21 protein-coding genes and 1 pseudogene are annotated in these 23,724 nt (G+C 71.8%); 11 read left to right on the top strand and 11 right to left on the bottom strand.

Annotated features, from left to right (window positions below; genetic code table 11):
• The first annotated feature begins 25 nt into the window (after nt 1–25).
• Entirely contained in the window at nt 26–925 is a 900-nt protein-coding gene (locus tag NE234_RS35390) for an NADP-dependent oxidoreductase (protein WP_252785301.1), read from the top strand.
• Here NE234_RS35390 and NE234_RS35395 read toward each other — a convergent pair.
• On the bottom strand, nt 922–2,100 hold the full coding sequence (locus NE234_RS35395) for a zinc-dependent alcohol dehydrogenase (RefSeq protein ID WP_252785302.1): 1,179 nt from the start codon (nt 2,098–2,100) through the stop codon (nt 922–924). The two genes, NE234_RS35390 and NE234_RS35395, sit on opposite strands and share 4 nt — an antisense overlap.
• The gene (locus tag NE234_RS35400; RefSeq protein WP_252785303.1) at nt 2,097–2,546 is read right to left on the bottom strand and encodes a hypothetical protein; all 450 of its coding nucleotides are present in this window, start codon (nt 2,544–2,546) and stop codon (nt 2,097–2,099) included. The genes NE234_RS35395 and NE234_RS35400 overlap by 4 nt, the downstream gene beginning before the upstream one ends.
• Before the next feature lie 264 nt (nt 2,547–2,810).
• Between NE234_RS35400 and NE234_RS35405 the strand changes: the two genes are divergently transcribed.
• On the top strand, nt 2,811–3,263 hold the full coding sequence (locus NE234_RS35405; RefSeq protein ID WP_252785304.1) for a CoA-binding protein: 453 nt from the start codon (nt 2,811–2,813) through the stop codon (nt 3,261–3,263).
• Between the two features lie 6 nt (nt 3,264–3,269).
• Here the strand turns inward: NE234_RS35405 and NE234_RS35410 are convergent, their stop codons facing one another.
• From NE234_RS35410 to NE234_RS35425, 4 genes are all read right to left on the bottom strand, one after another.
• The gene (locus tag NE234_RS35410; protein ID WP_252785305.1) at nt 3,270–3,638 is read right to left on the bottom strand and encodes an STAS domain-containing protein; all 369 of its coding nucleotides are present in this window, start codon (nt 3,636–3,638) and stop codon (nt 3,270–3,272) included.
• Nucleotides 3,639–3,713: 75 nt separating this feature from the next.
• Nucleotides 3,714–4,010, bottom strand: a complete 297-nt coding sequence (locus NE234_RS35415) for a hypothetical protein (protein WP_252785306.1) — start codon at nt 4,008–4,010, stop codon at nt 3,714–3,716.
• A 119-nt stretch (nt 4,011–4,129) separates the two neighbouring features.
• Nucleotides 4,130–4,837, bottom strand: a complete 708-nt coding sequence (locus NE234_RS35420) for a hypothetical protein (RefSeq protein WP_252785307.1) — start codon at nt 4,835–4,837, stop codon at nt 4,130–4,132.
• A 115-nt stretch (nt 4,838–4,952) separates the two neighbouring features.
• Nucleotides 4,953–6,590, bottom strand: coding sequence for an LCP family protein (locus NE234_RS35425; protein ID WP_252785308.1), 1,638 nt, complete (start codon nt 6,588–6,590; stop codon nt 4,953–4,955).
• A gap of 81 nt (nt 6,591–6,671) precedes the next feature.
• Here NE234_RS35425 and NE234_RS35430 point away from each other — a divergent pair, with 81 nt between their 5' ends.
• Nucleotides 6,672–7,688 carry a glycosyltransferase family 2 protein gene (locus NE234_RS35430; protein ID WP_256511586.1) on the top strand — a complete coding sequence of 339 codons (1,017 nt, stop codon included), beginning with the start codon at nt 6,672–6,674 and terminating at the stop codon, nt 7,686–7,688.
• Here the strand turns inward: NE234_RS35430 and ispD are convergent.
• Nucleotides 7,651–8,370, bottom strand: coding sequence for a 2-C-methyl-D-erythritol 4-phosphate cytidylyltransferase (gene ispD, locus NE234_RS35435; RefSeq protein ID WP_252785310.1), 720 nt, complete (start codon nt 8,368–8,370; stop codon nt 7,651–7,653). The genes NE234_RS35430 and ispD overlap by 38 nt on opposite strands.
• 230 nt (nt 8,371–8,600) lie before the next feature.
• Between ispD and NE234_RS35440 the strand changes: the two genes are divergently transcribed.
• The 7 genes and pseudogenes from NE234_RS35440 to NE234_RS35470 form a co-directional block, all read left to right on the top strand.
• Complete coding sequence (locus NE234_RS35440) at nt 8,601–10,256, top strand: CDP-alcohol phosphatidyltransferase family protein (RefSeq protein WP_252785311.1); 1,656 nt, start codon at nt 8,601–8,603, stop codon at nt 10,254–10,256.
• Nucleotides 10,253–10,936 (top strand): DUF5941 domain-containing protein, encoded by a 684-nt coding sequence (locus NE234_RS35445; RefSeq protein ID WP_252785312.1) that lies wholly within the window; start codon nt 10,253–10,255, stop codon nt 10,934–10,936. The genes NE234_RS35440 and NE234_RS35445 overlap by 4 nt, the downstream gene beginning before the upstream one ends.
• Nucleotides 10,933–11,664 (top strand): phosphocholine cytidylyltransferase family protein, encoded by a 732-nt coding sequence (locus tag NE234_RS35450; protein ID WP_252785313.1) that lies wholly within the window; start codon nt 10,933–10,935, stop codon nt 11,662–11,664. Before NE234_RS35445 ends, NE234_RS35450 begins: the two co-directional genes overlap by 4 nt.
• A 17-nt stretch (nt 11,665–11,681) precedes the next feature.
• Entirely contained in the window at nt 11,682–12,737 is a 1,056-nt protein-coding gene (locus NE234_RS35455) for an iron-containing alcohol dehydrogenase family protein (RefSeq protein ID WP_252785449.1), read from the top strand.
• Nucleotides 12,715–13,506 carry a CDP-alcohol phosphatidyltransferase family protein gene (locus NE234_RS35460; RefSeq protein ID WP_252785314.1) on the top strand — a complete coding sequence of 264 codons (792 nt, stop codon included), beginning with the start codon at nt 12,715–12,717 and terminating at the stop codon, nt 13,504–13,506. Before NE234_RS35455 ends, NE234_RS35460 begins: the two co-directional genes overlap by 23 nt.
• Nucleotides 13,503–14,363 (top strand): glycosyltransferase family 2 protein, encoded by an 861-nt coding sequence (locus NE234_RS35465; protein ID WP_252785315.1) that lies wholly within the window; start codon nt 13,503–13,505, stop codon nt 14,361–14,363. Before NE234_RS35460 ends, NE234_RS35465 begins: the two co-directional genes overlap by 4 nt.
• 471 nt (nt 14,364–14,834) lie before the next feature.
• A pseudogene (locus tag NE234_RS35470) lies at nt 14,835–15,008 on the top strand (helix-turn-helix domain-containing protein); the annotation flags it as partial.
• Between the two features lie 645 nt (nt 15,009–15,653).
• On the opposite strand, the gene NE234_RS35475 reads toward NE234_RS35470, so the two are convergent.
• Entirely contained in the window at nt 15,654–18,035 is a 2,382-nt protein-coding gene (locus tag NE234_RS35475; RefSeq protein WP_252785316.1) for a HelD family protein, read from the bottom strand.
• Between the two features lie 65 nt (nt 18,036–18,100).
• Here NE234_RS35475 and NE234_RS35480 point away from each other — a divergent pair, with 65 nt between their 5' ends.
• Nucleotides 18,101–19,885: an outer membrane protein assembly factor BamB family protein gene (locus NE234_RS35480; RefSeq protein WP_252785317.1), complete on the top strand. Its 1,785-nt coding sequence runs from the start codon at nt 18,101–18,103 to the stop codon at nt 19,883–19,885.
• Here the strand turns inward: NE234_RS35480 and NE234_RS35485 are convergent.
• Genes NE234_RS35485 through NE234_RS35495 form a run of 3 tightly spaced genes read right to left on the bottom strand, consistent with a single transcriptional unit; the run spans nt 19,882 to nt 23,711 of the window.
• Nucleotides 19,882–20,964, bottom strand: coding sequence for a glycosyltransferase (locus NE234_RS35485; RefSeq protein WP_252785318.1), 1,083 nt, complete (start codon nt 20,962–20,964; stop codon nt 19,882–19,884). The genes NE234_RS35480 and NE234_RS35485 overlap by 4 nt on opposite strands.
• A gap of 23 nt (nt 20,965–20,987) precedes the next feature.
• On the bottom strand, nt 20,988–22,256 hold the full coding sequence (locus NE234_RS35490) for a nucleotide sugar dehydrogenase (protein WP_252785319.1): 1,269 nt from the start codon (nt 22,254–22,256) through the stop codon (nt 20,988–20,990).
• Nucleotides 22,257–22,268: 12 nt separating this feature from the next.
• Nucleotides 22,269–23,711, bottom strand: coding sequence for a glycosyltransferase family 4 protein (locus tag NE234_RS35495; RefSeq protein ID WP_252785320.1), 1,443 nt, complete (start codon nt 23,709–23,711; stop codon nt 22,269–22,271).
• Between the last annotated feature and the right edge of the window lie 13 nt (nt 23,712–23,724).

Below are 23,724 nucleotides of genomic sequence, written 5' to 3' on the forward strand. Positions count from 1 at the left end.
AACGGTTAGTGCTACGGTCGACCGCATGAAGAAAGTGAGCTTCGCCGAGTTCGGCGGTCCGGACGTCCTGCAACTCATCGACGCCGAGGAGCCCCACGCGGGCCCCGGCCAGGTGCGCATCGCCGTGCGGGCGGCGGGCGTGAACCCCGTCGACTGGAGGCTTCGCGAAGGCCAGGTTCTCGGGGCCCATCCCGTCGAGTTGCCCTTCGGAGTCGGGCAGGACGCCGCCGGGGTGGTGGACGAGGTCGGCGAGGGCGTCGAAGGGGTCGAGGTCGGCGACCACGTGTTCGGCGAAGGGACGAGCACCTACGCCGAGTTCGCCGTGCTGTCGGCCTGGGCCCGCATGCCCGATGGCCTGACGTTCGAAGAGGCGGCCGGGTACCCCTCCGTGGTGGAGACCGCGCTGCGCATCATCCGCGAGGTCGGGGTGCGGCCCGGGCAGACGCTGCTGGTCAGCGGTGCGTCCGGGGGAGTCGGATCGGCGGTGCTGCAGATCGCCCGCGACCGCGGCATCGCGGTGATCGGCACGGCCGGGGCCGCGAACCAGGACTACCTGCGCAGCCTGGGTGCCCGCGCCACGACGTACGGCGAGGGCTGGGTCGAGCGGGTGCGGCGGCTCGGCCGTGTCGACGCGGCTCTCGACCTGGCCGGCTCGGGCGTGATCCGCGAGCTTGTCGAGCTGACCGGGGATCCCCAGAAGGTGATCTCCATCGCCGATCTCGGCGCGCCGGAGCTCGGCGTCCGCTTCTCCGGCGTGGCCGGGAGCGTGCCGGACGCGCTCGCCGAGGCCGCCGGCCTCATCGCGCGGGGAAGGCTCCACATCCCGGTCCAGAAGTCGTACACGCTCGCCGAGGCCGCGGCGGCGCACATCGACAGCCAGGCCGGTCACACGCGCGGGCGCCGGGTCGTGGTCGTCGCTCCCTAGCGGGAATCGGGCCGGAACACCGCGCGGACGCAGCCGTCCTCCTTTTTCTTGAACATCTCGTATCCCCTCGGCGCGTCGTCGAGCGACATCTCGTGAGTGGCGAGATGGCGGGTGACCAGTTCACCCTTGGCGATCCGCTGGAGGAGCATGGGAATGTACCGGTGTCCGTGCTGCTGCGCGCTGCGGACGGTCAGCCCCTTGTTCATCACCGCGCCGAGGGGGAACTTGGCGACCGTTCCGGCGAAGACGCCGAGGATGAAGACCGTTCCGCCCTTACGGCAGGCGAGGATCGCCTCCCGGACGGCGAACGGGCGTTCCGTCTCCACATGAAATCGCTTCTTGGCCTGGTCGTAGACGAACTCCGGCCTCGGGCTGTGGGCCTCCATCCCGACCGCCTCGATGCAGACGTCCGGTCCCCGCCCTCCAGAGCGTTCCCGCAGCTCGGCGAGGACGTCGACGGCGGTGTAATCGATCGTCTCCGCACCCACATGGTGTTCGGTCATGGCCAGACGTTCGGGGAGCCGGTCGATGACGATCACACGTTCCGCGCCGAGGAGCATCGCCGCTCGGGCCGCCATCTGGCCGACGCCGCCGGCGCCCCAGACGGCGACGATGTCGCCGGGTTTCACACCCCCCAGGTCGGCCCCCATCCAACCGGTCGGAGCCGCGTCGGAGGCGAACAACGCGTTCTCGTCGTCGACACCGTCGGGAATGGGAAACGCGTCATAGTCGGCGTACGGCACACGGATGTACTCGGCGTGACTGCCCGGGAAGCCGCCCATGACGTGCGAATAGCCGTAGACGCCGCCGGTCTCGAAGCCCCATGCCTTCTGGCCGGGCGTGGGATTGGGGTTGCTGTTGTCGCACAGCGACCACAGGCCGTGCTCGCAGTTCCAGCAACGGCCGCAGCCGATGAAGGAGCACACCACGACCCGGTCACCCACCCGGTGGCGCCGGACCTGCGAACCCATCTCGACGATCTCCCCGATGAACTCGTGCCCGATCACGTCACCCGGCCTCATCTGGGGGATGTAACCGCCGAGCAGATGCAGGTCCGAACCACAGGTCGTGGTCAGCGTCACCTTGACGATCACATCCTGCCTGTTCTCCATCCCCGGATCGGGCACATCCTTCACCGACAGGTCGTCGATCCCTTCCCAGCACAGCGCCTTCACCGTCCCCCCTCTCCGCGAGCATGCAGGGTGGCGCGCTCCGACAGCCTTCCGGCCGTCCTGCGTCGCGTGGTCGGCGGCGCGGGCCGCTGCAGAACCTCCCCCGTCTCGATCAGGGACTTGGCCGCACGCAGTGCCGACTGCACCACCTGGCGGGCATCGCCTTCCGCCGTTCGGCCGGCCGCTTTGGCGATCCGTCCCCGCGCGGGCGATTCGCGCAGCCGTGCACCGAGCTCGGTCCCACGGCCGCCGGGGGCCGGTCGGATCATGATTTCGAGCGCTTCCCCGAACCGGGCGATGGGCTCGGGGAGTTCGCCCGGTTCGGACAGACGCTGGGGCGGATAGTTGATCGTCACCATCTGCCAGCGGTTCAGGGGCTCGGGCTCTCTTCTCCTGCGGGTGACACGCGCGAGCAGCCACGCGGCGACGACCCCCGCTCCGGCCGGCAACGCGAGTCCTACGCCAAGTCTCATGTCTCCTCGCTGTTTGTCGGCTATTCGGGTCGAATGCGCGAAATCACCCCTACCCGTGCCGACCGGAGCCTCACTCTCGGCTCGGCGATGAGGGGAAACCTTTGCCGCATGCTGACGATTCAGCCGGCGAGAAAGCGCGCTCATCCGACGCTGGTTCGAGAAATGGATCGGGGAGACGGGACATGCCGAACGCTCGGCGGCCCCGGGAAGCCTGCGGCGCGCTCGGCGGTTGGCGTAGTCATGGGCACCTCCTACGCCGATGAGGCCGTCATCCGCCGGGTCCTGCTCGACTCGCGGACGTGGGCGTTCGTCGGGCTGCGCGACAATCCGGGCCGTACCGCGTACGACATGGCACGGTTGTTGCAGTCTCGCGGCAAGACGATCGTCCCCGTCCACCCCGGCGCCGAGACCGTCCTCGGCGAGCCGGGCGTCCCCTCGCTGGCCGAGGTTCCGGGACGGGTGGACGTCGTCGGTGTCTACCGCCGCGCCGGGCACGCCGGCGAGGTCGCCGACGAGGCGATCAAGCTCTTCGCGACGTACGGCCCGCGCCGGGAGGGCGAGGTCCGGGCGGTCTGGTTCCCGCTCGACGTGGTCGACGAGGAGGCCGCCCGGCGGGTCCGTGACGCCGGGCTCGACGTCGTCATGGACCGCTGCCCGGCGATCGAGTGGGCCCGCCTGGGCCTGCCCCGCTGAGACGCGTCAGTACGCCATGGCACCGGCGGCGGCGCCGGTGGCGGTGACGAGGGCGTCGTCGACCGTGTCGTACACGGGGACCGCGGAGGCGATGCCGGTCAGGGCGACGACCCGGGCGGGGCCGCCCCGCAGTCCCGCCAGGCACGGCCGGCCGCCGAGCCTGCGCGTCCGCTCGCCGGCGGCCAGGATGACCCCCAGGCCGCTGGTGTCCATGAAGGTCAGCGCGGTGAGGTCGAAGACCAGGTCGTCGCCCTCGTGCAGGACCTCGGAGAGGAACGCCTCCAGGCCGCGGGCGGTGGCGGCGTCGAGTTCGCCGCCGACCGCGACGACGGTGGTGCCGGGCAGGCGTCGGTGCGTGAGCGTCAGCTCTTCCATGGGGCTTCTCCGTGTATCCGGGTCGTGGGCAGGAGAATCACGTCGGTCGGCGGGCCGGGTTCCGGCCGGTCGCCGTCAGGCGAACGCCCAGCCGTCGTCCCGCCGTCGCGCGGGTTCCTCGGCGGGCGGCTCGATGAGAACTCCAGTGAGGGGCTCGGCCGTCTCGGCGTAGCCGGGAAGCGCTTCGAGAAGGCCCTGGGCGAGCGTCTCCAGCAGCCGGGCGTCGGCTCGGGCACCGGTGTGCAGTGCGCAGACCCAGACGTTGCGGACGCATCGCTCGATCTTTTCGGCGGGGATCCGGTCGAACCGCTCGATGAGCCGCCGCGTGGCGATGTCGCAGACGATGGAGGGTTCCCAGACGGAAATGGCCATGACGGAAGTCCTTCTCACGAGAGGAGACTGTCCCGAGCCACTTCTTGACCGGTATGCCGGATCTTACGACGTTTGTCCGCCCAGCGCTACACCGGCTGCTCAGTGCTGCACCGGCCGCCCTACCGCGGGCGGCGCATCTCCCTGGTGCCGCCGTCCTCGTCGCGAGGGCTGAACGGTGAGCGGTCGCCGTAGGAGCGTTCCGGCTCGTACAGCGGCACGTCGAACTCCGTCTGACCGTACGCGGTGGCGGCCGGCTCCTCATCGGCGTACCGGGAGGTGCCGTAGGCGGGGGTGTTCCCGTCGTCGCGCGCGGCGTGCCGGCCCCGGCCGCCGCCGGACGTCGAACGCCGCCCGTACGTCTCCTCGGGCTCGGGCAGTCCGTACTCGTACGGCGGGTCGTCGTCGACGCCCGGACGGCGGCGCCACCGTGAGGGAAAGAAGGACGCGAACAGCAGGCCGACGCCCGCGAACAGGATGAACCCCTCCTCTTCGAGACCGGCGAGCGTGACGCGCTGGCCCTTGAAGGGGAACCGGTTGATGAGGTCGGCGGTCGTCTTCTGGGAGACGAAGAACAGGACGCCGGCGGCGGTGAGGATCAGGCCGCCGACGAGTGAGCCCAGCGGCGACAGGCGCGAGGCGACGAGGAGGGCGAAGACGATCGCGGCGCCGGCCAGCAGGCCCCCGCCGAGCCACTTGTCGGTCGTGTGGCCCTGCATCACGAAGCCGTGCTGCAGGCGGTAGGTGCCGAAGATCAGAAGCCCCGCGAGCGCGGCGGTGAGGACCACGCCCAGGAGAAGGCCCCAGGCATGGCGGGCGCCGTTCGACATCGCTGTCCTCCCAGTGGCCGGCGACCCGGCGTGGCCGCCGGTACAGCAGAAGGCTAGTGGCCCGGCGAACGCGTCAAAAGGCACATTGAGGTCACTCGTCGGCTTACGCCCGAAATCACTTGCAGAGGTTCTGCGTCGCCGTCCGCGCGGTCACCTGCTGCTGGGAGTCGCCGGCCGGCGCCTTGGCGGGCGGGCTCACGGTGACCTTCTTGGCCCCGGACCAGGACGGGCCCACCACGACCTGCAGCCGCGAGCCGAGCCCGGGGACCTGCTTCAGCCGTGCCCCCGGAATGGCGGCCTTCAGGGTGCGCGCCGAGTCCTCCCGGCCCGGGCCGTACTGGATGACGGTCGCCGTGGCCCCGGGGCGGGCGCCCGGCACGACGACCGCGCCGAACCCGGCGTCGCGCAGATCGCCCGCCGCCCGGGCGGCCAGCCCGGGAGTCCCGACGCCGTTGACGACCCGCACCGTGATGTTCCGCGGAGCCACGGTCAGGGCGTTCGGATCCGGCGTGTGCGACGCGGCCGGGGACGCGCTCGACGAGGCGCTCTGGACGGGCTTTGGCGGCTCGACGATCGGCTTGTCCCGCTGGATCTCGTCGAAGAGCCGGCCGGCGGCCTGCTCGTCCCACAGTACGGTCGACTGCCGCAGCCCCCCGATCGTCGTCAGGTAGTCGGGGTTGGACAGCGGCACCGTCGTGAAGGCGATGCTGTCCGTGCTCATCCCCCTCATCTGCGTGGCCAGGGACGTCAGCGTGCCCTTCGACAGCTCCTTGTCGGCGCGGATCGTGCTCAGCGCCGCGCCGAGCACCGCCGGATACTTCGTCGGATCGCTCAGCGCCTTGTGCGCCACCGCCGACATGAACTGCTGCTGCCGCTGGATCCGGCCCAGGTCGCTGCCGCCGGTCAGGGTGTAGCGGGCGCGTGAGTAGGCGAGGCCGGTCTTGCCGTCCACGGTGCTCTTGCCGGCGGGCAGCCGCAGGCCGCTCTTCGGGTCGTCGATCGGCTGGTTCGTGCAGATCGTCACGCCGCCCAGCGCGTCGACGACCTTGATGAAGCCCAGGAAGTTCACCTCGACGTAGTGGTCGACGTGGACGCCGGTGACCCGCTCCACCGTCTGCACGGCGAGCGTCGGCCCGCCGTACATGTACGCCCAGTTGAGCTTGCCCTGCCGCTCGCCGACCTCCGTGCCCTTCGCGCCCTCGCTGCCGTTGGACCGGTGCGCCGGGATGGTGACCAGGGAGTCGCGCGGCATGCTGACCACGGTGACCTTGTCGTGCTTCGAGGAGATGTGCACCAGCATCATCGTGTCGGAGCGCTCGCCGTCGGCCTTGCCGAGGTGCAGGTCCCGGATCTGCTGGTCGGTCAGGCCTTCACGCCGGTCGACGCCGGCCAGCAGGATGTTCATCGAGCCCTGGGGCCCGGCGTCGGGGCGGTTCTTCAGCCCGTCGAAGGCGTTGACGCGCCGCACGCTGCCCAGCACGTAGTCCTGGACGGCCCAGCCGCCGCCGGAGAACAGCAGCACGGCCGTCGACATCAGGCCCGTCGTGACGAGGTACCGGCGCTGCCGCCGCGCGCCGTCCGGCGCCACCGCCGGCGCCGGTGCCGCGCGCGAGCGGCGCTCGACGCGCACGTGGGAGGACTCGGTGTCGCCGAACGCGACACCCTCCACCTCCGCCGCCTCGTCGTCACCCGGGGCGCCGGGACGGGGACGGAAGTAGCGCTCCTGTGGGTCGGACTCCTCGTCGTGTGCCATGCCGGCTCGCCTCTCCGGGGGGTGCGAAGTCTTGCCTTCATTGCGGCGTTCCTCGCGTTCGTACAGTAGCGTGGCGCCGTCATGAATCCCTCGCCCAACACACAGGTCGCCCGAAACCGCGTTTGGCCGGCCGTGTCAGTGATCATGCCCGTGCTCAACGAGGAGCGGCATCTCGCGGAGGCGGTCGGGTCCATCCTCACCCAGGACTACCCCGGTGAGCTGGAGCTCGTCATCGCGGTCGGGCCCTCCCGCGACCGTACGCAGGAGATCGCGGAGAAACTCGCGGCCGACGATCCGCGGATCGTCGTCGTCGCCAATCCGACGGGCCGTACCCCCAACGGCCTGAACGCCTGCATCCAGGCCTCCCGGCACTCCATCATCGTCCGCGTCGACGGCCATTCGCTGCTGCCGTCCGACTATGTCCTCGCCGCCGTCGAGACCCTCGAGGAGACCGGCGCGGACAACGTCGGCGGCATCATGGCCGCCGAGGGCGTCACGCCGTTCGAGAAGGCCGTCGCCCGCGCGATGACGACCAAGATCGGCATCGGCAACGCGACGTTCCACATCGGCGGGCAGCCCGGTGAGGTCGAGACCGTCTATCTCGGCAGCTTCCGGCGCAGCGCCCTGGACCGGGTCGGCGGGTACGACGAGACGTTCGTGCGCGCGCAGGACTGGGAGATGAACCACCGCATCCGCCAGACCGGCGGCAGGATCTGGTTCACCCCGCGGATGCGCGTGACGTACCGGCCCAGGCCGAACCTCCGGGCGCTGGCCAAGCAGTTCTTCCACACCGGGAAGTGGCGGCGCGTCGTCGGCCGTGAGCATCAGGGCACGCTCAACCTGCGCTACCTCGCGCCGCCGGTCGCCGTGGTCGCGATCGCGGCCGGCGCGGTCGCGGGCGTGTTCGGGTTCTGGCCCGGCTGGATCATCCCCGGCGGGTACGCCGCCGCGATCCTCGCCGGCTCGGTCGCGACCGGGCGCGGGCTGCCGTTCTCGGCCTGGGCGCGGCTGCCGCTCGTCTACGCGACCATGCACCTCGCGTGGGGCGCGGGCTTCCTGCTCAGCCCGCCGAGCCTGGGGCGTTCTCCCCAGCGGTGATCTGCTCGGCGATCAGCAGATCGACCGGATGCGTGATCTTGATGTTCTGCTCGCTGCCCGGGACGACCAGGATGGGCGTCTCGGGCAGGTAGCGGTGCACGACGCCGCAGTCGTCCGTCGGCGGCCGTTCGGCGAACCCCGGGTCGGCCAGCGCCCGCTCGTACGCCGCCCGGATGACGGCGAGACGGAACCCCTGCGGCGTCTGGAAGCGCCGCAGTGAGTCCCGGCGCGGCATCTCGACCACCCGGTCACCCTCGACCACCACCACGGTGTCCGACGAGGGCACCGCGACCGCGACGACGTCCTCGTGCTCCAGCGCGGCGACGCACTCGGCGATGATGCGCGCGTCCACGAACGGGCGTGCGGCGTCGTGGAACAGCACGCGCGCGTCGCCGGGCTCGTGCTCCAGCGCGGCCAGCGCCCGCAGCGTCGACTCCGTACGGGTGGGGCCGCCCTCGACGACCCGGCGCACCTTGGCGTACGGCTTGGCGATGACCTCGGCCTCGGGAACGTGGCCCGCCGCCATCACGACGACGACCTCGTCGATGTCCGGCGCCGACTCGAACGCCTCGATCGCACGGGCCAGAATGGGGCGACCGCCGACCGCCGCCAGCTGCTTGGGCGCACCCAGCCCGAGGCGCAGTCCCGTCCCGCCGGCGAGGACGACCGCAACGGTTCTCATCCGCAGCACTTTACCGACCGCGCGGGTACGACCGTGGGGGCCCACAGGCCCGTGGCAGCGGTAACCTATGGGGGCTCTCGCCGCGTCACCCGGCTGAACGGATGTTTACGGCGAGGAGGCGGCGCGCTACTAGTCGCGGTATGGTCGGCGCTCGCATCTCACGGCCCCGGCCGGAGAGAGACCCCCACCCCAGACCTGAGGACTACAGAGATGAAGTTCGGAGGGTGCCGATGACGTTGGCAGTGGTTCTCGCGACCGAGGCGGTCGCGTCCGGTTCCACGCCGACGGCCGGCCTCACACTCCCGGGCGGCGCCGTGGTCGTCACCCGGCTGCTCGCCCAGCTCCAGTCCCTCGACATCGCCGACAGACGCGTGATCGCCCGCCCCGAGTTCGCCGCCGCCCTGCGCGAGGCCGGCTGTGAGGTCGTCGAGTCCAAGGGGCTCGCCGACGACCTGCGCGAGATCGCCCGGGTCGCCCGCGCCGCGAAACGGCCGATGCTCATCATGCACGGCGACGTCGTCGCCCATCGCGAGGTGTTCGCCCGGCTCGTCTACAACTCCAAGGCGCCCGCCTCCGCCGTCGTCGCCCGCGTGCCCGTGAACGACGACCAGTTGACCCGCCCTCTCATCCGGATCCGCAAGGGCCGCATCCAGTCCGCAGGCTCCCCGTACCACCAGGTGACCGACCCGAACGCCGTCTTCCGCGGCATCGTGCGGGTCTCTCAGGAGGAGACCGGGACCCTCGCCGCGGTGGCCGAGAGACTGGCCGACCTCGCGGACAAGCCGGACGGCTTCACGGAGATCAGCCCGCTCCGCCGGCTGTGGGACGACCCGGAGGACACCGGGGACGTCGAGATCGAGCAGGCCGGCGGCGTGCACCTCGAGGCACTCGCCACCACCCCGATCACCGGAGACGACGCGCCCGCACTGCTCGTCGTCGGCCTGGTGCGCTCGGGGGTGAAGGTCACCGGCCGCGGCAACAGCTCGTTGGTGTGCGAGCGGGTCCTCGACCAGACGCAGGCGGACGCGGCCCAGCGGGCCGTCGACTCCGTCGACGAGGACAAGGTCCGGCTCACCGCGGCGGTCAAGAACAACGACGGCTTCTTCACGACCTACGCGGTCAGCACCTACTCCCGCTACATCGCGCGCTGGGCCGGCAGGCGCGGCTGGACGCCGAACGCCGTCACCGCGATCTCGATGGGGATCTCGATCATCGCTGCGGGGTTCTTCGCCACCGGCCAGCGGTGGGGGATGATCCTCGGCGGCCTGTCGCTGTACTTCGCGTTCGTCTTCGACTGCGTGGACGGGCAGCTCGCCCGCTACACCCGGCAGTTCAGCACGCTCGGCGCCTGGCTCGACGCGACGTTCGACCGTGCCAAGGAGTACACCGTGTTCGCCGGCCTCGCGGTGGGCTCCACCGCGGCGGCGGTCGGCAGCTCGGCGCACGGCGGCGACGTCTGGTTCCTCGCCGCGACCGCCATCACGGCGCAGACCTGCCGGCACATGGTGGACTTCGCGTTCGGCGCCTCGAAGCGGCGCATGCCGCCCGAGCCCATCCCGGTCGTTCCGCTCGGCACGCCCGGTGACAGCATGCTGGACGAGCCGGAGCCGCCGAAGAGCCGGCCCAAGGGTCGCGGTCTCAGCCACCTCGCGGTGTGGCTGTCCGCCCGCTCGGAGCAGATCCGGGTCTTCCACTGGTTCAAGAAGATGATCGTGCTTCCGATCGGAGAGCGGTTCGCGCTCATCGCCCTCACGGCGGCGATCTTCAACGCGCGCGTGACGTTCATCGCCCTGCTCACGTGGGGTGGCGTCGCCGCGTTCTACACGATCGCCGGACGCATCCTCCGGTCCCTCACCCAGCCGAGGTCGGTGGCGGTTTCGAAATGAGTGTCCTCCCTGGTATGTCCGCGGCGGGCAAGCCCGCCGCCGCCCCGGTCCCCGACGCCGAGCTCGCCTACCACGGCAGCCGGCTGGTCGCCTACCGTGACGACGGCCCCATCGCCCACGTGCTGGGCCGGCTGACCAAGGGCCAGCTCCCGCCGCTGCTGCCGCTGCTCGTCGCCGGCATCGTCACCGCGATCCTGCTGGGGGTCGGCGTCAGCGGCCAGACCAGTCCGGCGGTCTTCGCTCCGGTGCTGGTGCTGCTGCTGGCCGGTCCCGGTTCGACGCATCCGCACAGCGGGCGCCTCGACTGGCTCGTGCCGCCGCTCATGCGGGCCATCGAGTACGGTTACCTCGCGACGCTGGGCTTCGCGCACGACGTCTCCAAGCCGCTGGTCTACGCCTTCCTGGGCGTGCTGGCCTACCACCACTACGACACCGTCTACCGCACGCGCCAGCGGCTGTGGCCGGCCCGATGGGTGTTCGTCGCCGGCCTCGGCTGGGACGGCCGCCTGCTGATCGTGGCGATCGCCGCGCTCGTGGGCAGGCTGCCCGTCGTCCTGGCCGTGCTCGGTGTCTACTTCGCCCTGCTGTTCGGTATCGAGAGCGTCTACACCTGGGTGCGGACCGGTACCGGCAAGGGCGTGATGGTCAATCTCGAGGATGAGGAGGAAGCCGGCTCATGATCGGCATGGTTCTGGCCGCGGGCGCGGGGCGACGTCTCCGCCCGTACACGGACACGCTGCCCAAGGCCCTGGTGCCGGTCGACGGTGACACGACGATTCTCGACATCGCGCTCGGGAACCTCGCCGAGGTCGAGCTGACCGACGTCGTCATCGTCGTCGGCTACTGCGCCGAGGCGGTCGAGCAGCGCAAGGCCGCGCTGGAGAGCCGGTACGGCGTGTCCATCACGCTCGTGCACAACGACAAGGCCGAGGAGTGGAACAACGCCTACTCCATGTGGCTGGCGCGTGAGCACTTCGGCGAGGGCGTCCTCATGGTCAACGGCGACACGGTGCACCCGGTGAGCGTCGAGAAGACCCTCCTGGAGAACCGCGGCCCGGACATCCTCCTCGCCGTCGACAACGCCAAGAAGCTCGCGGAAGAGGAGATGAAGGTCATCCTCGACGCCGACGGGCATCTGCAGCGCATCACGAAGCTGATGGACCCCTCCGATGCGTACGGCGAGTACATCGGCGCCACGCTGCTGGAGCCCGCCGCGGCCGAGCCGCTCGCCGACGCGCTGAAGGCCACCTGGGAGCGCGACCCCGACCTGTACTACGAGGACGGCTACCAGGAGCTGGTGAACCGCGGCGGCAGGATCTCGGTGGCCCCGATCGGCGAGGTCGACTGGGTCGAGGTCGACAACCACGACGACCTGGAGAAGGCCCGCCGGATCGCCAAGGAATACTGATGCCGCTGCTCACGCGGATGCTCCCCGCGCCGCTGTCCATCGACGTGCGGCGCGGGGCCATCGCCCACCTCGGGGAGCTGCTCGCGGACCGGCGGATCGCCACGGAGGGCCGCGTCGCCATCGCGGTCGGGCCGGGGCAGGGCGACCAGATCGCCGAGCACATCAGGCCGAGTCTGCAGGCCTGCGAGGTCTTCCACGTCGACGGCGGCACGGTCGACGCCGCCGTCGAGCTCGGCTCCCGGCTGCGCGGCGGGTCGTACGAGGCGGTCGTCGGCATCGGCGGCGGCAGGACCATCGACGCGACGAAGTACGCCGCGACGCTCGCCGGCATGCCGATGGTCTCGGTCGCCACCAACCTCTCCCACGACGGCATCTGCTCGCCGACGGCCTCCCTGGAGCACGAGAAGGGCAAGAACACCTTCGGCGTGACGATGCCGCTGGCCATGGTCGTCGACCTGGACTACGTGCGCGCCGCGCCGGACCGTCTCGTCCGCGCCGGAGTCGGCGACGTGCTGAGCAACTTCTCGGCGGTCGACGACTGGCTGCTGGCGGGCCGGGAGCAGGGCGACCCGATCGACCGGCTCGCGCTGACCCTCGCCCGTACGGCCGCCGAGGCGCTCATCTACCAGCCCAGGTCGATCGAGTCGGACGAGTTCCTCACCGTGCTGGCCGAGGGGCTCGTGCTGTCGGGGATGGCGATGTCGTTCGCCGGGTCCTCACGCCCGTCCAGCGGCGGCGACCACGAGATCCTGCACGCCATCGACCACCTGTTCCCCGGCACCGCGAACCACGGCGAGCTGGCGGGGATCGGCGCGGCGTTCTGCTACCACCTGCGCGCCACCCACCTCGGCGAGGGCGCGGAACGCCTCACGCAGATCGTGACGTGCCTCGACCGTCACGGACTGCCCAAGACACCGCATGACATCGGTCTGACCGAGGAGCAGTTCGCCGAGGCGGTGTTCTACGCTCCCCAGACACGGCCTGGCCGGTACACCATCCTGGAGCACCTCGGACTCGACGAGGGCGCTGTGCTGAAAGCGGTACGCGAATATGTCGGCACCTTCGCTGGCTGAGGTTCGGGCGGGCGGACAGCCACCCGGCCTCAAGGAACGCCGGAACGAAGAGCACTGGGCGGGACGGCTGTACATGCGCAGCATCTCGCCCCTGTTCACCTGGCTCTTCATCCGGATCGGGTTCAGCCCGAACCAGCTCACCTACATGATGATCGCCTGCGGCATGCTGGGCGGCGCGGCCGTCGCGGTCGACGGCCGCGGAACGGCGGGCCTGATCTGGGCCATCGTCGGCGCCGTGCTGATCCAGGCGTACCTCCTGCTGGACTGCTCCGACGGCGAGGTCGCGCGGTTCCGCAAGCGGACGTCCGTCACCGGAATCTTCCTCGACCGGATCGGGCACTACATGTCCGAGGTCGCGCTGCTGGCCGGCCTCGGCGTACGGGCCCAGGGCGCGTGGGAGAACGGCGGCTACGTCGAGCTGGGCCTGCTCGCCGCGCTCGGCGCGGCGCTGATCAAGGCCGAGACCGACAACGTCGTGGTCGCCCGCGCCAAGTCGGGCCTGCCCGCGGACCCCGCGACCGGGGACCGCGCGCTGCGCCCGGAGTCGACGGGCCTGGCGCTGGCCCGCGAGGCCGCGTCGCTGCTGAAGTTCCACCGGATCATCGGCGCGGTGGAGCTGTCGCTGCTCATCGTGGCCACGGCGGTCATCGACCACCTGACGCACGGCCTGACCGCCACGCGGGTCCTCGCCGTCGCCGTCGCGGTCGTCGCCGTCCTGCAGACCGGCCTGCACTTCGTCAGCATCGTGGCGTCCCGGAGGCTCAAATGAGGATCTCGGTCGTCGTGCTGACCATGGGGAACCGGCCGGTCGAGCTCGAACGCGCGGTCAAGAGCGCGCTGGGCCAGGTCGGCGTCGAGATCGAGGTCGTGCTCGTCGGCAACGGCGCGGACGTCCCCGGCTCCTGGCCCGACAACGTCAGAGTCCTCCGTCTCCCGGAGAACGTCGGCATCCCCGCCGGCCGCAACCGTGGCGTCGAGGCGTCGTCCGGCGAGCTCATCCTCTTCCTGGACGACGACGGCTGGTACGAGTCGATGGAGCTCGGCGCGCGGCTGCGGGACATGTTCACCCGCGACCCGAAGCTCGGCATCGTGTCCTTCCGCGTGCGCGACCCCGAGGGCGGCCCGGGGGAGCGGCGTCACGTTCCCCGGCTCCGCGCCGGCGACCCGCTCCGCTCCTCGGAGGTCACGACCTTCCTCGGCGGTGCCTGCGCGATGCGCCGCGCCGCGTTCGACGCGGCGGGCGGGCTCCCCGAGGACTTCTTCTACGCCCACGAGGAGACCGACCTCGCCTGGCAGGCGCTGAACGCCGGATACCGCATCGTGTACGACGCCGAGTCGGTGATGTTCCACCCCGCCGTCGCGCCGACCCGGCACGAGATGTTCTACCGGCTCAACGCTCGCAACCGCGTCTGGCTGGCCCGGCGCAACCTGCCCTGGCCGCTCGTCTTCGTCTACCTCGGCGTGTGGACGGGGATGACGGTCCTGCGCGAACGCAAGCCGGCCGCGCTCCGCCCCTGGTTCAGCGGCTTCCTGGAGGGCTGGCGCAAGCCCGCCGGCAGGCGCCGCGCCATCTCCTGGCGCACCGTCTGGCGCATGACCCGCCTCGGCCGCCCCCCGGTCATTTAGGGGGTTCCGCGACCAGCCGCCGCCCCGGCGACCAGCCGTCGGCCCGGCGATATGGCCGTCGGCCCGGCGATATGGCCGTCGAGCCGGCGACCAGGCCGCCGGCTCGGCGCCCAGGTGGCGGCCCGACCTACGCGACAGAACGCGACGAGTCGGTACGAAAGCAGCTCCGGGGAGGCCACGTCTCTTTCTGGGCTGTCACCTCAGGAGGGATTCGTTCCTCCTGAGGTGACACGCGCCAATGAGACGGCACCCCCAGAAGCGAGCGATCGGGTGGCAGGCGGTCGCAGCGTACGCTTCGGCGGCCTGAGGGGTGTTGCCGTGGCCGCTGTCACCTGAGCAGGAACTTATTCCTCCTGGCGGTACGGCTCCCGAAAACCGCGCCCCCCGGGCGGTGCGGACCGGCGTCGACGTTTTCCACAAGATGTGGACGGTGGTGGACGTCATCCTGCGCCGCGTCGGAGGATGCGGGGTATGGCCGATGGGAGTAACCGGCGGATCGGTGCGCTGGTCAGGACCGCCAGGCAGACACGCCGGCTGACGATCCGGGAGCTCTCACGGCTCTGTGGCGTGAGCGCTACGACACTCAGCGCGCTGGAGAACGGCACCCGTACGGTGACCCTGCCGCTCGCCGACCGCATCCTCGGGGCGATGGAGCTGGAGCTGCATCTGGAGACCCAGCCGCGGTGGGAGGCGATCGACACTGCCATCGCCGAGGCGGCCGGTCGGCCGCTCAAGGAGCGGGTCGCCGCCTGGCAGATCGAGTTCACGTCGTTCGTCTCCTGGTTCGCCGAGACGCCGTACCTGGCCGACGGGCTCATGGCGGCCGCGCTGCAGGGGGCGCCCGTTCCGGTCACGGCCTTCGAGTTGGCGGTTCCGCGCGCTGACGACTCACTGGACCGGCTGACGCTGCTGCTCGACGAGATGAGAGCCTCCCGCTGGAGCGTCTTCTGGCTCGAGTGGAGCGGTTCCGCCTCGAACGATCCGAGGGAGGCGGAGGCGGACATGGCGGTGTTCGCCCGTCGGAACGGGGGAACGCGACCATCCGGACCGGATGCGTTCAGCTACAGATGCACGCACGGGGAGTTCCGGATCCGTCTGGTGGAGGAGTTCGCCCCCCTGCTGTGGACGGAGATCGAGGATCTGCCGCAGAAGTGCCTGCGCGCGACCTCCTTCCGGCGCAAGATCCCGATGCTGACCCGGGTACGGCTCCCCGTGGTGCCGCTCGCCGAGATCCAGACCACCGACGGCTATGCGCGCCGGGTCCTCGACCGGATGAACCGCCCGCGGCTCTTATCCGGCGCCTCCCGACCCGGCGCCGCCCCCTGTCGCGCTGTCCGATCCGGCCTCGCCTCCTGTCGCGCCGCCCGCCCCGGCGTCGCCTCCTGTCGCGCTGTCCGATCCGGCCTCGCCTCCTGTCGCGCCGCCCGGCCTGGCACCGCCGCCGGAGGTGCCGCCCCGCGCGGCGTTACCCGTTAGGCCGTTATCGGGCGCGGTGCCGGACAGGAGGGTTTTCCAGTCCGGGGCGGTGGTGAGGACGGTGAGGCGCTGGGTGGCGCGGGAGACGGCGACGTAGAGCGTGCGCAGTCCCGTCTGCGCGTAGTCCGCGATCTCTCCCGGCTCGACGATCAGCGCGGCGTCGAACTCCAGGCCCTTCGCCTCCAAGGCGTCGAGCACCTGGACCCGATCGGGCAGGTCCGGCAGGCAGGGGGCCGGGTGGCCCACGGGCAGGATGACGCCGACGGTGCCCTCGACCGCGTCGGCCAGGGCCGCCGCCTCGGCGCGCACGTTGCCGTCGAGCGCGGGGACGTGCCGGATGACCGGGCGGTGGCCGGAGGCGCGGACGGCGCGGGCCGGCCGGGCCTCGGGCACCGCCTGGGCCAGGACTCTCGCGGCGACCTCGGCGATCTCGACGGAGTTGCGGTAGTTGGTGGTGAGCTCGAACGCATGGCGTGGCCGGCGGCCGAGCGCGGTGTCCATCCCCTTGCGCGCGGCGGCGGCGTCCTCCCAGGCGCTCTGCGCGGGGTCGGCCACGATCGTCCAGGTGGCCGTCCGGCCCCGTCGGCCCAGCATGCGCCACTGCATCGGCGACAGGTCCTGCGCCTCGTCGACGACGATGTGGGCGTACTCGACGGGAAGGTCCTCGTCCTCGTCGTCGTCGCGGCGCATCGCCTGTTCGCGGCGTTCGACGTACGTGGTGAGCTCGCGCAGCGTCGGCTCGTCGTCGTCCTCGGTCTCGACGCGTTCGCCGGTGAAGACGTTGACGCCGTCGATGACGAACGGGTCCTCCGCCTTGCGCCTCCTGCCGCGCGGCGGCCGCGGCGGCGGCCCCAGGATCGCGCCGGCCTCGTCGAGGAGCGCGATGTCGAGGTAGGAGCAGGGGCCGCTCCAGGACTCGGCGAGCAGCCGGAGCTGCCGGTCGTTCAGCGAGCGGCCCGCGGCGCGGCGCAGCCGGTCGGGGTCCGTGAGCGAGCGCAGCACATCGGCCGGCCGGCGGACCGGCCACCAGGAGCGCAGGAACTCGACGAAGCGCCGCTCGTCGCGGACGTGCGCGGTGAACGCGGCGCGGGACGTCCCGGGGGCGTCGTCCGGGCCGCCGACCTCCAGGAAACGGTCCCAGAGCGCGCCGAGGAGCAGGTCGGCGGCGCGGGGGTAGGCGGTGTTGACCGAGCCGTGCGCGGTGCGGTGGACCTCGCGGCGGATGCGGTCCAGGGCCTCGCGCTCCAGCGTCACCACGACCCCGCGGTAGACGGTGCGGAGGGTTTCCGGACTGTCCGGGGGAGCGTCCTGCACGGCCCGCCGCAGCACCCGCGTCATCATCGTGGCGCCCTTGACGCGAGCGAGCTCGGGAGCGTCGTGGACGGCGGCCTCCGCGCCGGGGAGGAGGTCGCCGAGCGAGCGCAGGGTGGCGCCGCCCTCGCCGAGGGACGGCAGCACGCGCTCGATGTACGCGGTGAAGCGCGGGTTGGGGCCGAGGACGAGCACGCCGCGCGAGCCGAACCTGCGCCGGTGCCGGAACAGCAGGTACGCCACCCGGTGCAGGGCGACGGCGGTCTTGCCGGTGCCGGGGCCGCCCTGGACGATGACGGTGCCGTCGGCCGGGGCGCGGATCACCTCGTCCTGTTCGCGCTGGATGGTGGCGACGATGTCGCGCATCGTCCCTTCGCGGCTGCGGGCGAGCGAGGCCAGGAACGCGCCGTCGCCGACGATCGTCAGGTCCGTCCGCGCGCCGGGGATGAGCAGGTCGTCCTCCAGGTCGACGACCTTGCGGCCCCGGCAGTGCAGCACCCGCCGGCGTACGACGCCGCGCGGGTCCTCGGGGGTCGCGCGGTAGAACGCCTCGGCCGCCGGAGCGCGCCAGTCGATGACGAGCGAGTCGTGCTCGCCGGTGCGGACGCCGACCCGTCCCACGTAGAGGGTCTCGCCGCCGACCAGGTCGAGCCGTCCGAAGACCAGGCCCTCCTCGGCGACGTCGAGCGCGTGGCTGCGGACCGCCGCCTGGTGGACCATCGCGTCGCGGTCGACGAGCGACCCCTTGGTGCCGGCCTGGGCCTGGCGGTAGCCCTCTTCCAGCATCCGGCGAGCGGCCGCGCGCATCTCCTCCAGACGTGCGTAGGCTTCGTCGACGCGGGATTGTTCCGCGGCGATCTGCTCGTCCTTCACGGTCGGCACCATGGGCCAATTATCGGTGCGAAGCGCCGGAACCCCGTACCCTCGGCGGTGCGTGGCATCAACAGGAGGTGATCACGGTCGAGTCCGCGCGGAGCCGTAGGCACATCGTTCTGAGCGCCCTGACGGCCCTGCTGACCGTGATCGTCGGTGGGGTGCTGGCCGACCATTTCGTCCTCCAGGCGGAGTGGTGGCAGGTGAATCGCACCGTCACGCACGCGCCGCGGCCGCCGCTGGCCGATCTGGGGCCGCCGGCGACGCCGGTGACCACGAGCTGGCAGCTCAGCACGCCCGTCGGCGACAGCGACCTGCCCGCCTACGACCGGGTGGCGTACACGATCGTGGACGGTCAACTCGTCGTCGTGTCCGGGCACGGCCTGGACGTACGGGACGCGCGCACCGGCCGGGAGCGCTGGCACTACTACCGCGCCGAGTGGTCGATGCTCGGGTGGGCGCACACGGGACAGGTCCTCGTCGCGTACCTCGAACGGACCGGGCACCGCGGCAACCGCCTGATGGTCGGCCTGGACGCGGTGAGCGGCACGCTGCTGTGGCGGCAGCGGGGCGACGTGCCCGCCGCGATCGACCGTACGACGCTGCGCTGGCCGGCCGCCGGGGGAGTGGTCTTCGTCACCGAGGACGGGCGGCACACGCTGTACGGCCGCTCGGCGCAGAACGGCCGGCGGCTGTGGAGCAAACGGCTTCCGCACGGCTGCCTGCTGCCGGAGGCGGTGCCGTACGCCTCGGACAGCAGCGAGAGCATCGCCGCGTTCAGCATCGACTGCGGGGACGCGGACCGGGTCCTGGTCGTCGACCCGTCGAAGGGCCGGACGGACTTCACGGTCCTCACCCGGAACACCGCGCGGTCGGCGCTCGCGGTCGGCGGCGACGTCACGGTCGTCTTCGACGGTGAGTCGCTGCAGGCGTTCGACCGGAGGGGGCACGCCTTCCTCGACCGTTCCGGTCAGGACCTGTGCCGGGACATGTGCCCGATCGCGGTGACCGCCGGGCACCTGCTGGTGGCCTACGAGACCGGGCGCCGGCCCGAGGACGCCACGCCGACCCGTCGCCTGGAGTCGGTGGACATCGCGTCGGGGCTGTCGTCCTGGCACCGGGACATGCCCGGCTACGACGCGCTCACGGTCGCGGGCGGACTCGTCTACGGGCTGCGGTCGCGGCTCGCCGATCCGCTGCTGCCCGCCGGGGTGGACGTCATCGACCCCGTCAGCGGGAACGGCACGACGGTGCCGATCCCCGTCGTGCTGCGGGCGGGCCTGGACGGCGTACGGCCCTGGCTCGCCGCGGGCGGCGGGCTCCTGTACGTCGCCGCGCCGGCCGCGCGGCCCCGTCCGTTCGGCGCGGCACGGCTGGTGGCGCTGCGCGGTGGTCTTCGCGGTGAGGGCCCGCCGGAGCTGGCCGGCGTGCCGGCGCGCCAGTGGCCGAACGCCTGCTCCCTGCTGCCGAAACGCGATCTGCCGCGGGGGTACTCCGGTGAGCCGGCGCAGGCCGCCGTCGACGGGCTTCGCGTGCCGGCGGGCTGCACCTTCCGGCCGCGTCGTGCGAAGAGCCGGGACCCCGACGGGCCGGAGCGGGAGGCCGGGGTGCTGTCGGTGACCGTGCAGTGGGTCGCTCCCGACGCCCTGACCGCCAAGGCGCTGTTCGCCGCGGCCCGCGACACGCAGAACGGCGCGCGGGACCGGGTACGCGCGGGCGACGAGGCGTACGCGGTCGGCACCTCGTCGGGCACGGTCGTGATGCGGGTCGGGCGCACGATCGTGACCGTCAGTTCCGGACTGCCCGACACGGCGACGCGGCTGGCCGCCGTGATCGCCGCGCGCCTGCCCACCGCGGCCTAGACTCCGGCCCACTCCTCCAGCTTGGCGACGAACAGGCGGGCCTGCTCGGGCCAGTGGAACCGCGCGCGGGCGGCCTCATGACCCCGCTTGCCCATCTCCCGCCGCAGCTCCGGGTCCTCGCGCAGCCGCCGGACCGCCGCCGCGGTGGCCGCGGGATCCTCGAACGGCACGACGATGCCGCAGCCCGCCTCCTCGACGATGCGGGCGGCGATGGGGTTCGGCGTGCTGATCACGGGGATACCGCGCGCCATGTACTCGACGACCTTGGTGGGCATCGAGTGCCGGTAGTTCGGGCTGTCGTGAAGGAGTGAGAGGCCCGCGAGGGCGCCCTCCGCCATGCGCAGCGCCCGGTCGTTCGGCACGAACCCGTACCAGCGGAGGATCCCCTCCCGCTGGGCGTCGCGCAGCAGCGGCCGTACGTCGGCGTCGGCGCCGCCGACCAGGTCGAGCGTGATGCCGTCGGCGTGGACCAGCCGGGCCAGCGCGATCAGGTCCCGCACGCCGCGGGCGAACGAGAGCTGACCGACGTAGATGATCCGGTCGTCGCCGGGCGGGGCCGGCGGCAGGTCGGGAACGTTCGTGGTGTTCGGCACCACCGGGTGCGGACGGCGGAACCGGTCGCGGTACCCCTCCTCCGCCAGCAGCAGCTTCAGCCGCCGTTCGGCGCGCCGCTCGATCAAGCGCACCGCGAACCGCAGCGGGACGCGCAGCGGCGCGGGCAGCCAGCCCTTGGCGCCCAGCGCCGCCGCGGTGTCCTCGTGCACGTCCCAGACGGTGCGCGAGCGGAGCCGGCGCGGCACCGCGAGCAGCAGTTCGGGGTCGTGCAGCAGGAGGATGTCGGCGTCCTTCGCGTGCGTGGCGAGGACGCGCCGCGCCCTCCGCAGCGCGTGCAGCCGGTTCCGGCCGGTCGCGCGCGGGACGTCGAGCGGATCGATCTCCGCCCAGGGCGTCACATTACAGCTCCGGAACGGCGCCACATAGGTCACGTCGTGCCCGGCGTCCAGCAGCGCGCGAATCTGCCGATGCAGAATTCGCGCGTCCTCCGGATGATGCACGACGGTACACACGAATATCCGCATCTTAATTTCCGGTGAATTCCAGGTCACAGCAATTCGACGCGTTCGGCGGCCGTTTCCTCGAGGCGGCGCGTGGCGCCCCGGGTGTCGAACAGCAGCCGCGCGTGCCGGGTGAGGCTCTCCGGGTCGTACTCCCGGTGGTCGGTGAGGACGATCGCGAGGTCGGCCTCCGCGAGTGCCGTGTAGAGCACACGGGCGCGCGGCACCGGCTCGCCGTCGACGTCCCAGCTCTCGACGTGCGGGTCGTGGAAGCTCAGGTCGGCGCCCATCTTCCGCAGCCGCCGGGCGACCGGGCGGGCGGGCGACTCGCGCTGATCCGCGATGTCCGGCTTGTAGGTGACGCCGAGGATGAGCACCTTGGCGCCCTTCAGGGCCAGGCCATCGCGGTTGAGCAGGGCCTGCGCGCGCTCGACGACGTACCGCGGCATCCGGTCGTTGATCTCCTGCGCGAGCTCGACGAACCGGAACGGATAGCCGAGGGACCGCACCTTGTACGACAGGTAGTTCGGGTCGATCGGGATGCAGTGCCCGCCGACGCCGGGCCCCGGGTAGAACGCCTGGAAGCCGAACGGCTTGGTGGAGGCGCAGGCGATCGAGTCCCACAGGTCGATGCCCAGCTCGTTGCAGAACACCGCCATCTCGTTGACCAGCGCGATGTTGACGTGCCGGTAGGTGTTCTCGAGCAGCTTGGCCATCTCGGCCTCGCGGGTGCCCTTGGCCTGCACGACGTGCTCGACGAACTTGCCGTAGAAGGCCGCCGCGGCGTGCGCGCAGGACGGCGTCAGGCCGCCGACGATCTTCGGCGTGTTGTGGACGCCGTACACCGGGTTGCCCGGGTCGATCCGTTCGGGGGAGAAGGCCAGGTGGAAGTCCTCGCCCGCCACCAGGCCGGACTCCTCCAGGATCGGCCGGACGACCTCCTCGGTGGTGCCCGGGTAGGTCGTCGACTCCAGCACCACGAGCGTGCCGGGGTCCAGGTGCCGCGCGACCGTCTGCGCGGCGGACCGGACGGCCGTCAGGTCGGGGCCGCCGTCGTTCGACAGCGGCGTCGGCACGCAGATCACGATGGTGCGCGCACCGTCGAGGATGTCCTCGTCCCGTGAGGGCGTGAAGCCGGCGGCGAGCATCCGCTCGACGTCCTCGGCGCTCACGTCGTCGACGTGGGACAGGCCGGCCTTGAGCCCGGCGACGACACGGGCGTCGCGGTCCAGCCCGCCGACCCGGAGGCCGGCGCGGCCGGCCTCCCGCACGAGCGGGAGGCCGACGTAGCCAAGTCCGATGACCACCAGATCCACCAGTGGCTCCCTTCAGGATGCTGCGGAGGCGAGGTCCCGGTAGGCGCCGAGACAGCGTGCCGTGACGGCCCGCCAGGTGCGGTGGGCCGCGACCCATTCCCGGGCCGCCTGACCGATTTCGCCGCGTAGCTCCGGACTGTAAATGAGCTGGTCCAGGCAATTCGCCCATGCTTCCGGGTCTTCTGGAAGAGTTAACGTGCCGGTCACGCCCGGTTCGATGATTTCGCGGAGCGCTTTGACATCACTTGCTATTACTGGGAGCCCCCCTGCCATCGCCTCCAGCGGTTTCAGCGGAGTCACCAGCTGGCACACCCGGTCCGCCCTCCGCGGGACCGCGAACACATCGAGGACTGCGTGATACCGACGTACCTGATCGACCGGCACCCGGCCGGTGAAGATCGCCGGGACCTTGAGCTCGGCGGCACGGCGCTCGAGCGCCGGGCGCTCGGGTCCGTCGCCGACGAGCAGGAGCGTGAAGTCGCGCCGCAGCGCCGCCGCCTCGATCAGCGTGTCGATGCCCTCGAAGCCGTAGAACGTCGAGGTGAGCCCGACGACGACCTCGCCCTCGGCGATGCCGAGTTCGGCGCGGAGCTTCCCGCCGTCCGGCAGCGGCTCCAGGAAGGTGTCGTCCACGGCGTTCGGCACGACGAGCACGTCGCCGACGCCGCCGCGTCCCTGGATCTCCGCCCGCATCGCCTCGCCGAGCGTCACGACCAGGTCGGCGTCGCGCATCCGGGCGGTCTCCAGCTCGCGGGTGAGCCGGTAGAAGTCATCGCTCGTCGAGCGCGCCGGGTCCCGCGACAGCCAGGAGTCCTCCAGGAAGCCGCGGACCTCGTAGACCACCGGCAGGCCGTACCTGCGGCGCAGCTCCAGCGCGACGGCCGCGTTGAGGTGGTTGCTGGCCGCGTGCAGCACCGAAGGGCGCAGCTCCTCGACGAGCCGTCCGGCCAGGTCGGCGGCCTTGCGCACCTCGCGCACCGGGCCCTTCGGCGGTGTCCACGGCAGCAGGCGGTGGTAGGGGATCCCGTCCACCTCGACGCACGGCCGCGTGTCACGGACGCCCTGGGCCAGGGGGTGGCCGAGCCGCGTCACGACGTGCGGGTCCAGGCCCAGCTCGCGCTGTGCGGACACGATGCGGTGCGTCCGCACGGTGTACCCGGCCTGCGTGCGCGGCAGCGCGTTCGTGACCAGGTGCAGCACCGCCATCCGCTCCCCGGACGGGCGGGACGCGGCGTGCCCGGCTCGCGGCTTCGCCTCGGCGGCGTCGTCGAGCAGCTCGCGCAGCTCCCCGGTCTCACGGTCCTGACGCTGCGGGGCCGGCGCGGCGAGCGCGCGGAACCGCGCGCGCACCGGGCCGGGAGCCGCGCGGAGCGCCAGCCGTACGGCCAGCCGGACCGCCCGGCGGGGATCGGCGCGCGCGTGCCGCCACGCGAGCACCGACCAGAAAAAGATCATCTTGGCCACCTGC

The sequence above is a fragment of the Actinoallomurus rhizosphaericola genome (assembly GCF_024055675.1).
Taxonomy (GTDB): Bacteria; Actinomycetota; Actinomycetes; order Streptosporangiales; family Streptosporangiaceae; genus Actinoallomurus; species Actinoallomurus soli.